The organism is Streptomyces sp. P5F9, assembly GCF_057961495.1.
On the sequence record NZ_JBXVPZ010000368.1, the window covers coordinates 1 to 10,003 of the forward strand.

7 protein-coding genes are annotated in these 10,003 nt (G+C 70.0%); 6 read left to right on the forward strand and 1 reads right to left on the reverse strand.

Annotated elements, in window-relative coordinates; genetic code table 11:
* On the reverse strand, positions 1-2,468 hold a 2,468-nt coding region (locus AC31A1_RS38555), incomplete at its 3' end, for a DEAD/DEAH box helicase (protein ID WP_489657746.1).
* An 80-nt stretch (positions 2,469-2,548) separates the two neighbouring features.
* Between AC31A1_RS38555 and bldG the strand changes: the two genes are divergently transcribed.
* The 6 genes from bldG to AC31A1_RS38585 all read left to right on the forward strand — a co-directional run.
* A complete protein-coding gene (gene bldG, locus AC31A1_RS38560; RefSeq protein ID WP_003975386.1) occupies positions 2,549-2,890 on the forward strand; it encodes an anti-sigma factor antagonist BldG in 342 nt (113 codons plus the stop codon).
* Between the two features lie 118 nt (positions 2,891-3,008).
* Positions 3,009-3,446 (forward strand): ATP-binding protein, encoded by a 438-nt coding sequence (locus tag AC31A1_RS38565; RefSeq protein ID WP_033286332.1) that lies wholly within the window; start codon positions 3,009-3,011, stop codon positions 3,444-3,446.
* Between the two features lie 310 nt (positions 3,447-3,756).
* The gene (locus AC31A1_RS38570) at positions 3,757-6,165 is read left to right on the forward strand and encodes a sodium-translocating pyrophosphatase (protein ID WP_489657747.1); all 2,409 of its coding nucleotides are present in this window, start codon (positions 3,757-3,759) and stop codon (positions 6,163-6,165) included.
* Between the two features lie 218 nt (positions 6,166-6,383).
* On the forward strand, positions 6,384-6,980 hold the full coding sequence (locus tag AC31A1_RS38575) for a small secreted protein (RefSeq protein WP_489657748.1): 597 nt from the start codon (positions 6,384-6,386) through the stop codon (positions 6,978-6,980).
* 118 nt (positions 6,981-7,098) lie between these two features.
* Positions 7,099-8,619, forward strand: a complete 1,521-nt coding sequence (locus AC31A1_RS38580) for a DUF7059 domain-containing protein (protein WP_489657749.1) — start codon at positions 7,099-7,101, stop codon at positions 8,617-8,619.
* 504 nt (positions 8,620-9,123) lie between these two features.
* A partial coding sequence (locus AC31A1_RS38585) for a serine/threonine-protein kinase (RefSeq protein WP_489657750.1) occupies positions 9,124-10,003 on the forward strand: 880 nt, incomplete at its 3' end.

Here is a 10,003-nt window from a genome sequence, read left to right on the forward strand (position 1 = left end):
CCGGGCACCTCTCCCGCATCCTCCGGAGTTCCCCGCAGCAGCTCCGTCAGCAACCGCACAGCCCCCCGTTTGTGCAACGGATCGTTGCCGTTGCCGCACTTGGGGGACTGGATGCAGGACGGGCAGCCGGCGTCGCATTCGCAGGAGGCGATGGCCTGGAGGGTGGCGGTGAGCCAGGCGTGGGCGGTGTGGAAGGCGCGTTCCGCGAAGCCCGCGCCGCCCGGGTGGCCGTCGTAGACGAAGACCGTGGGGAGCAGGGTGTCGGGGTGCAGGGGGACGGACACACCGCCGATGTCCCAGCGGTCGCAGGTGGCGAAGAGGGGGAGCATGCCGATCGAGGCGTGTTCGGCGGCGTGGAGGGCGCCGCCGAGGATCTCGGGGTTGATGCGGGCGGCGTCGAGTTGGTCCTCGGTGACCGTCCACCAGACCGCGCGGGTGCGGAGGGTGCGAGGGGGGAGGTCGAGTTTTGACTCGCCCAGGACTTCGCCGGTGATGACACGTCTGCGGAGGAAGGAGACGACCTGGTTGGTGACTTCGACAGAGCCGTAGCACAACCGGCCCTGGCCCCAGGGGATTTCGACATCCGTCTCCAGGACGGAGATCGCCGTGGTGTCGCGGGCGACCGTCGAATAGGGCGGGTTGGCCTCCTCGACCAGGGCCACCGAGTCCTCCAGATCCAGGGAACGCACCAGGTACGTGCGGCCCTGATGGAGGTGGACCGCGCCCTCGTGGACGGTCGTGTGGGAGGCGGCCTCGTCGACCGTGCCCAGGAGGCGGCCCGTGCCGTTCTCGACGATCTGGACCGGGTTTCCGCCCCCGCCGCGGATGTCGGTGAGGTCGGCGGCCCGCTCGCGGCGCGTCCAGTGCCAGGCCTTCGCCCGGCGGCGGAGCAGCTTCGCGGCCTCCAGCTGCGGGAGCAGGTCCGCCGTCGCCGGGCCGAAGAGGTCCAAGTCCTCGTCGGTGAGCGGGAGTTCGGCTGCCGCCGCGCACAGGTGCGGGGCCAGGACGTACGGGTTGTCCGGGTCCAGGACCGTGGACTCCACCGGCTGGTCGAACAGGGCCTCCGGGTGGTGGACGAGGAACGTGTCCAGGGGGTCGTCGCGGGCCACCAGGATGGCGAGCGCTCCCCGGCCGGAGCGTCCGGCGCGGCCCGCCTGCTGCCAGAGGGAGGCGCGGGTGCCCGGGTAGCCGGCGATGAGTACGGCGTCCAACCCGGAGACGTCGATGCCGAGTTCGAGGGCGGTGGTGGCGGCGAGGCCGAGCAACTCGCCGGAGTGGAGGGCGCGTTCGAGGGCGCGGCGTTCCTCGGGGAGGTAGCCGCCGCGGTAGGCGGCGACCCGGCGGGCCAGCGAGCGGTCGACCTCGGCGAGGCGTTCCTGGGCGATCAGCGCGATCAGCTCGGCGCCGCGCCGGGACCGTACGAAGGCCACCGAGCGGACGCCCTGGACGGCGAGGTCGGTGAGGAGGTCGGCCGTCTCGGCGGTGGCCGTGCGGCGAACGGGTGCGCCCTTCTCGCCGTGCAGTTCGGTGAGCGGGGGTTCCCAGAGCGCGAACACCAGTTCACCGCGGGGCGATGCGTCGTCGGCGACCTCGACCACCGGGAGGCCGGTGAGGCGGCGGGCGGCGACCGAGGGCTCGGCGGCGGTGGCGGAGGCGAGGAGGAAGACGGGGGAGGAGCCGTAGCGGGCGCAGAGACGGCGCAGGCGGCGGAGCACCTGGGCGACGTGGGAGCCGAAGACGCCCCGGTAGGTGTGGCACTCGTCGATGACGACGTACTTCAGGGACTTCAGGAAGGAGGACCAGCGCGGGTGCGAGGGCAATATGCCGCGGTGGAGCATGTCGGGGTTGGTCAGGACGTAGTTGGCGTACTGGCGGACCCACTCGCGCTCTTCGAACGGAGTGTCGCCGTCGTACACGGCTGGGCGAACGGCATTGCCCAGAGGTTGTGAAAGTTCCTTCACGGAGCGGAGCTGGTCCGCTGCCAGGGCTTTTGTGGGCGCCAGGTAGAGCGCGGTGGTGCCGCGGCCGTTCGGCGCCTCGGAGCCGTCGAGGAGCGCGGAGAGGACCGGTACCAGATAAGCCAGCGACTTGCCCGAGGCGGTGCCTGTGGCAACGATCACTGACTCGCCGTCGAGGGCGTGCTCGGCGGCCTGTGCCTGGTGGGCCCAGGGGTGTTCGATGCCCGTTTCCTGGACGGTGGCGATCACCTCGGCGCGAATCCGGTCAGGCCAGACGGCATGGCGGCCCTCGCGCGGGGGCAAGTGCTCCGTATGAGTGATGCGCGAAGCCCGGCTCGGTCCCGACGCCAGCCGGTCCAGAACCGTGCTCGGCGAGAGGCCGGACACGGGGTCCGCCGAGGGGCGATCGGTTCGCTGATTCTTGGCCATCGGCACCGAGTGTGTCACTGGCGTGACGGACAATGGAGCCAAGGCGTCGTGCACGCCCTGCGGTAAGTGATTGAATGCCATCGCGGCTGGCGAACCGTCCTGGGGGCTCTGCCGAGGTGTCCCATGGGATGACCGCTCGATAGCAAGGTGCTGGAGGATCCGTGGACCTGTCCCTGTCGACCCGTACCGTCGGCGATCGTACGGTCGTCGAGGTCGGTGGCGAAATCGACGTATATACCGCGCCCAAGTTGCGCGAACAGCTGGTCGAGCTGGTGAACGACGGGAGTTTCCATCTCGTCGTGGACATGGAGGGAGTCGACTTCCTCGACTCCACCGGGCTCGGTGTGCTGGTCGGCGGCCTGAAGCGGGTGCGTGCCCACGAGGGCTCGCTGCGCCTGGTCTGCAACCAGGAGCGCATTCTGAAGATCTTCCGTATCACCGGCCTCACCAAGGTGTTCCCGATTCACACCTCGGTCGAGGAAGCGGTGGCGGCCACCGACTGACCGACCGTTCCGGGAGCGGCGTGTGACCGCTCCCCGATCGGCCGTATAGACGACCGGTGGACCGGGCTTTCGGCGGCCCGGCCCTCCGACAGCACGCCCGTAGTCCCGAGGGGGATGCATGGCCACCGTTGAACTCCGCTTCAGCGCGCTGCCCGAGCACGTCAGGACCGCCCGACTGGTGGCGGCAGCGGTGGCGCGCAGGGCCGGAGTGGACGAGGCCGTACTCGACGAGGTCAGACTCGCCGTGGGTGAGGCCTGCACCCGTGCCGTCGGGCTGCACCAGAGCAGTGGGATCACCGCCCCGGTGAAGGTGCTGCTGATCGAGGAGGAGAAGCAGTTCTCCATCGAGGTCGGCGACGAGGCACCACGTTCGGCTCCCGGCGACAAGGCGCCCGGGTCTCTGGGCGACGATCCGGACGCGGAGACCGAGGAGGACGAGATGGGCCTCGCTGTCATCAGCGGGCTCGTCGACGACGTCGAGGTCACCGCGGGGGAGCACGGCGGATCGATCCGTATGACCTGGCCGACGACCCCGCCGGCCACGACGCTTTCCTGAAGAAACGCCGCACACCACAGCCGAAGGGCCCTGCTGAGCAGGGCCCTTCGGCATTTCCGGAAGAGTTCCGCGACCGCGTACCGGTTCGTACCCGTGGGGCGAAAGAATTCGTGAATCAATTCACGATCAATGCGGATCGACGTCCCGATCATCGCTTCGATCGGCGCCCCGGTAATGTGATCAAGCGTCAATGCTTTTAAGGCATTACTATGCGAAGGCCAATTCCGTTTGCCGCGCTCTGTTTTGATCAGGTTCCGGTACCTACAATCCGTCCACATCTTGAGCTCAGCACAGGCGTCAAGGAGGACGAATGGCGGGGCTTTCTACCCCTCAGCAGTTTGATCACCCCACAACCTTCGCAGCAGCAGTTCTGACCGACGACAACCGCATCCTCGTGATGGTGATCGGCTTCGTCGCACTGGCGGCGCTGGTGGTCGCGGGCATCCTGGTCCGCGAGGTCCTCGCGGCCGGCGAGGGCACCGACAGCATGAAGAAGATCGCGGCAGCGGTCCAGGAGGGCGCGAACGCCTATCTGGGACGGCAGTTGCGCACGGTCGGCGTATTCGCCGTGATCGTTTTCTTCCTGCTTCTGCTGCTTCCCGCGGACGACTGGAATCAGCGCGCCGGACGATCGATCTTCTTCCTGATCGGCGCGGTGTTCTCGGCGACCACCGGCTATATCGGCATGTGGCTCGCCGTACGCAGTAATGTCCGTGTCGCCGCGGCGGCCCGGGAAGCGACCCCGGCCGAGGGTGAGCCGGAAAAGGATCTCACCGCCGTTTCGCACAAAGCAATGAAGATCGCTTTCCGCACGGGCGGCGTCGTCGGCATGTTCACGGTGGGGCTCGGTCTGCTGGGCGCCTCGTGCGTGGTGCTGGTGTACGCGGCCGACGCGCCCAAGGTGCTGGAGGGCTTCGGCCTCGGTGCCGCCCTCATCGCCATGTTCATGCGTGTGGGCGGCGGCATCTTCACCAAGGCCGCCGACGTCGGCGCCGACCTGGTCGGCAAGGTCGAGAAGGGCATCCCGGAGGACGATCCGCGCAATGCCGCGACCATCGCCGACAACGTGGGCGACAACGTCGGCGACTGCGCGGGCATGGCGGCCGACCTCTTCGAGTCGTACGCCGTGACGCTGGTCGCCGCGCTGATCCTCGGCAAGGCCGCCTTCGGCGACTCCGGGCTCGCCTTCCCGCTGCTCGTGCCGGCGATCGGTGTGATCACCGCCATGATCGGCATCTTCGCGGTGGCACCACGCCGGTCCGACCGCAGCGGCATGTCCGCGATCAACCGGGGTTTCTTCATCTCCGCGGTGATCTCGCTCGTACTGGTGGCGGTCGCGGTCTTCGTCTACCTGCCGTCGTCGTACGCCGACCTCGACGGCGTCACCGACGCGGCGATCAGGGCCAAGGACGGCGATCCGCGGATCCTCGCGCTCGTCGCCGTGGCCATCGGCATCGTGCTCGCCGCGCTGATCCAGCAGCTGACCGGCTACTTCACCGAGACCAACCGCCGTCCCGTGATGGACATCGGCAAGACCTCGCTCACCGGCCCGGCCACCGTCATCCTCGCCGGGATCTCGCTGGGCCTCGAATCGGCCGTCTACACCGCCCTGTTGATCGGTCTCGCCGTCTACGGGGCGTTCCTGCTCGGCGGTGCCTCGATCATGCTGGCGCTGTTCGCGGTGGCGCTGGCCGGTACCGGTCTGCTCACCACGGTCGGTGTGATCGTCGCCATGGACACCTTCGGACCGGTCTCCGACAACGCGCAGGGCATCGCCGAGATGTCCGGCGACGTCGAGGGCGCGGGCGCGCAGGTGCTCACCAACCTGGACGCGGTGGGCAACACCACCAAGGCCATCACGAAGGGCATCGCCATCGCCACCGCCGTCCTGGCGGCGTCGGCGCTCTTCGGGTCGTACCGGGACGCGATCGTCACCGCCGCCAACGACGTCGGCGAGAAGGTCTCGGGACCGGGCGCGCCACTCAACCTGATGATGGACATCTCCCAGCCCAACAACCTGGTGGGCCTCATCGTCGGCGCCGCGGTCGTCTTCCTCTTCTCGGGTCTGGCGATCAACGCGGTCTCGCGGTCCGCGGGGGCCGTGGTCTACGAGGTGCGGCGGCAGTTCCGCGAGCACCCCGGGATCATGGACTACACCGAGACACCGGAGTACGGCCGCGTCGTCGACATCTGCACCAAGGACGCGCTGCGTGAGCTGGCCACGCCCGGTCTGCTCGCCGTGCTCACGCCGATCGCGGTCGGGTTCACGCTCGGCGTCGGCGCGCTCGGCTCGTTCCTCGCGGGCGCGATCGGCACCGGCACGCTGATGGCGGTCTTCCTCGCGAACTCGGGCGGTGCCTGGGACAACGCGAAGAAACTCGTCGAGGACGGCAACCACGGCGGCAAGGGCAGCGAGGCCCATGCCGCCACGGTGATCGGCGACACGGTCGGCGACCCGTTCAAGGACACCGCGGGGCCGGCCATCAACCCGCTGCTGAAGGTGATGAACCTCGTCGCGCTGCTCATCGCGCCCGCGGTCATCAAGTTCAGCTACGGCGACGACAAGAACATCGGGGTGCGCATTACGATCTCGGTGCTCGCGTTCCTCGTGATCGCCGTCTCCGTGTACATCTCCAAGCGGCGCGGGATCGCCGTGGGGGACGACGGCGACGACGCCGACCGGACGGCCAAGTCGGCGGATCCGGCGGTCGTTTCGTAGGCGGTCCTACGGGGCCCGGCTCAAGGGTCCTACGAGGCTCGGCTCAACGGGCGGGCGGGTGGCGCGAGTTGTGGGCGCCACCCGCCCGTTCTGTCTGTGTTCAGACCTCCGCCGTGAGCCTTCTCTCGCTTGGTGCAAATGGCTTCAAAAGGTCTCCTATCGGACCTTAGGCCCGGAGGTGCGGCCCGTCCGCCGTGTATGTTCCGGGGCCGAGAGCCATGGAAGGGACCAATCCGGTGAACAAGAAGCTCGCGGCCGCACTGTCCGGCGGTGCGGTACTGGTACTGGGGCTGTCGGGATGCGGCGGCAGCGGCGACGACAGCGACGCCAAGCTGGACGCCTGGGCCAAGCAGGTCTGCGTCGCGGTGCAGCCGCAGGCGAAGAAGATCGAGGCCGCCAACACGGCGATCCAGAAGGAGACCTCGGACAACAGCACCCCGGAAGAGGTTCAGAAGACCGACTCGCAGGCATTCCAGGACATGTCCGACGCCTACAAGGCGATCGGGGCCGCCGTGAACACCGCCGGGGCACCGGACGTCGACAAGGGCGCGAAGAAGCAGCAGGACGCGGTCAAGGAGCTCAACGACATCTCCGCGTCGTACGCCACCCTGAAGACGCAGGTGGACGCTCTCAACACCAAGGACCAGGCCAAGTTCGCGGACGGCCTCAAGGGCATCGCGACCTCACTGGACAAGCTCAGCACGAGCGGGAACGACGCCCTGAAGACCCTCGAAGAGGGCGATGTCGGCAAGGCGATGACCAAGCAGGAGGCCTGCAAGACGGCGACTCCGGTGGCTTCGTCGTCGGCGGCCTGATTGTTTCAGTTGCTGAAAGATGCCCCGGTACGCGTGCGTGCCGGGGCCTTCGCCTGTGCGCGGGGCCGTGTCGGTCGGTGCCGCGCGGGTTGTCGGTGGGAGCGGCCACAATGGGGGTGTGAGTAACTCCACCCTGTCCACCCTGCCCGCATCCGACCGCCCGGAGGTCGCCGCCGGGCTCCGGGACGCCCTGCTCGGCGCCGCCTTCACCGCCGACGGACTGCTCGAACTGCTCGGCGCCCCCGCGTACGCGGCGCTGGCCCGCAGCGAGACCGTGCCGGCCCTCCGGGCGACCAGAGGCGACACCCCGTTGGAGACGCTGGTCCGGTTGTTCCTGCTCCAACAGCCCGTGCCGCACGCACGCGTGGCCGACGTCCTGCCCGTCGCCGCGTGCGTGGAGAGCGGGTGGCTGGTCTCCGTCGGCACCGACGAGATCGCCGCGACCGTGGACGTACGGCCGTACGGCGGGCCCGACGGCGAGGACTGGTTCATCGTGTCCGACCTGGGGTGCGCGGTCGGCGGGGCCGGCGGGATCGGCAGCCGGGACGAAGGCGTCGTCCTCGGGGTGGGCGGCGCGTCCACCACGCTCGCGGGGATCACCGTACGGACGCCGGTCTCCGCCGCGCTCGACCTCGGCACCGGGTCCGGCATCCAGGCGCTGCACGCGGCCCGGCACGCCACGCGCGTGACGGCCACCGACCTCAACCCCCGTGCCCTGCACATCACCGCGCTCACTCTCGCGCTGTCCGGAGCGCCGGCCGCCGACCTCCGCGAGGGCTCGCTCTTCGAGCCGGTCCGGGACGACGAGACGTACGAACTCATCGTGTCCAACCCGCCGTTCGTGATCTCGCCGGGTGCCCGGCTGACCTACCGCGACGGCGGGATGGGCGGGGACGATCTGTGCCGGTCGCTCGTTCAGCAGGCGGGCGACCGCCTGCGCGAGGGCGGGTTCGCGCAGTTCCTCGCCAACTGGCAGCACGTGGAGGGGGAGGACTGGCAGGACCGGCTGCGCTCGTGGGTGCCGCGCGGGTGCGACGCCTGGATCGTGCAGCGCGAGGTCCAGGACGTCACGCAGTACGCCGAGTTGTGGCTCAGGGACGCGGGCGACCACCAGGGCGACACGGCCGCGTACGAGGCGCTCTACGACGCGTGGCTCGACGAGTTCGAGGCACGCAAGGTCAAGGCCGTCGGCTTCGGCTGGATCACGCTGCGCAGGACGGGGTCCGACGCGCCCTCGATCACCGTCGAGGAGTGGCCGCACCCGGTCGAGCAGCCGCTCGGCGACACCGTGCGGGAGCACTTCGACCGCGTCGACTATCTGCGCGCCCACGACGACGCGGCCCTGCTCGCCGCCCACTTCAGGCTCGCCCCCGAGATCATCCAGGAACAGGTCGGGCTGCCCGGCGCCGAGGACCCCGAGCACGTCGTGCTGCGCCAGCACCGCGGGATGCGCCGGGCGACCAAGGTCGACACGGTCGGCGCGGGCTTCGCCGGCGTCTGCGACGGCACGCTGAGCGCGGGCCGCATCCTGGACGCCATCGCCCAACTCGTGGGCGAGGACCCGGTTCTGCTCCGCGACCGGACACCGGCGCAGATCCGGCTGCTGGTGGAACAGGGGTTTCTGGAGCCGGTGGGGTGACTGGTGCCGAGGGCTGACCGACGCGGGCGAAGACCGGTAGCGGGCGGCTGACTGGCACGGGTGGCGGGCGGTTGCGGGTGGCCGACCGTTTTCCGAGGCTGGAGCGGGCCGGTTGCCCTCAGGCCGACTGGCCGCTCCTGGACGGGAGTTGGTGCCGGACGGGAGTTGGTACCGGCCGGGCGGTTGCTCCCGGTCGGCGCCCGCTTCTGCCGACCGGCTGCTCGCGGCGGCCGACCGCGACCCGGCCGCCGGTCTCTCACACCGCCGAACGTTCCTCCGGCTGGCCCGACCATCGCGCCGGTGCCCGCTCTGCCGTACGGTGCGCAGCCCCACCCCTGTCACGCCTGAGGCCTCCCCGCATCACTGGGCCGCAGGTGTCCTCATCCGGCGAGATTGTTCGGATCGGTGCGGAAAAGCCCTCTTGTCAGTGGCGGGTGCGAGGCTACTTTCGGAGACAGGTTCCACGCGTCCTCGGGGGAGGCGCGCCGTCTCGGGGGAGGCGTGATGGCCGGGGATACGACGGAACAGGGCGAGGGCAGCGTCGTCAACGGGCGCTACCGGCTGCTGCGCATGCTCGGCGCGGGCGGCATGGGGCGCGTATGGCTCGCGTACGACGAGGAGTTGGCCTGCGAGGTCGTCGTCAAGGAGATCGCGCTGCCGGATGCGTCGGGGGATGCCGGCGAGCGCGCGCAGCGCATCGCGCGGGCGCGCGCTGAGGCGCGGCACGCGGCCCGGTTGCGCGGCCATCCGCACGTGGCGACCGTGCACGACGTGGTGATTCACGAGGACCTGCCCTGGATCGTCATGGAGTACGTCCCCGACGGCGTCGACCTCCAGGCGGTCCTACGGCGTTCGGGCCCGCTGCCGCCCGCCCGGGTGGCCCGCATCGGGCTCGCCGTCCTCGACGCGCTCACCGCCGGGCACCGCATCGGCATCCTGCACCGGGATGTGAAACCGGCCAACATCCTTCTGGCACCGGACGCTTCGGGCGATCCGTACGCGCGCGTTCTACTCACCGACTACGGCATCGCCCTTCAGCCCGAGTCCCACGAACTCCACCTCACCGCCACCGCGGGCATCTTGGGCACGCCCGGCTGCCTGGCCCCGGAGCGAGCCCGCGGCGAGCCGCCCACCCCGGCCGCGGACCTGTTCTCCCTGGGCGCCACGCTGTACGCCGCCGTCGAGGGCCGCGGCCCGTTCGACCGCGACGGCGACTTCGCGACGCTCACGGCTCTGCTCGGCGAGGACCCGACACCGGCCGTCCGCGCGGGTGAACTGGCGCCCGTACTCCAGGGGTTGCTGGTCAAGGACCCGGCGTTGAGGTCGACGCCGGAGACTGCGGCGCGGGGGTTGGAGCGGGTGGGGCGACGGGTCGGCGCGGCAC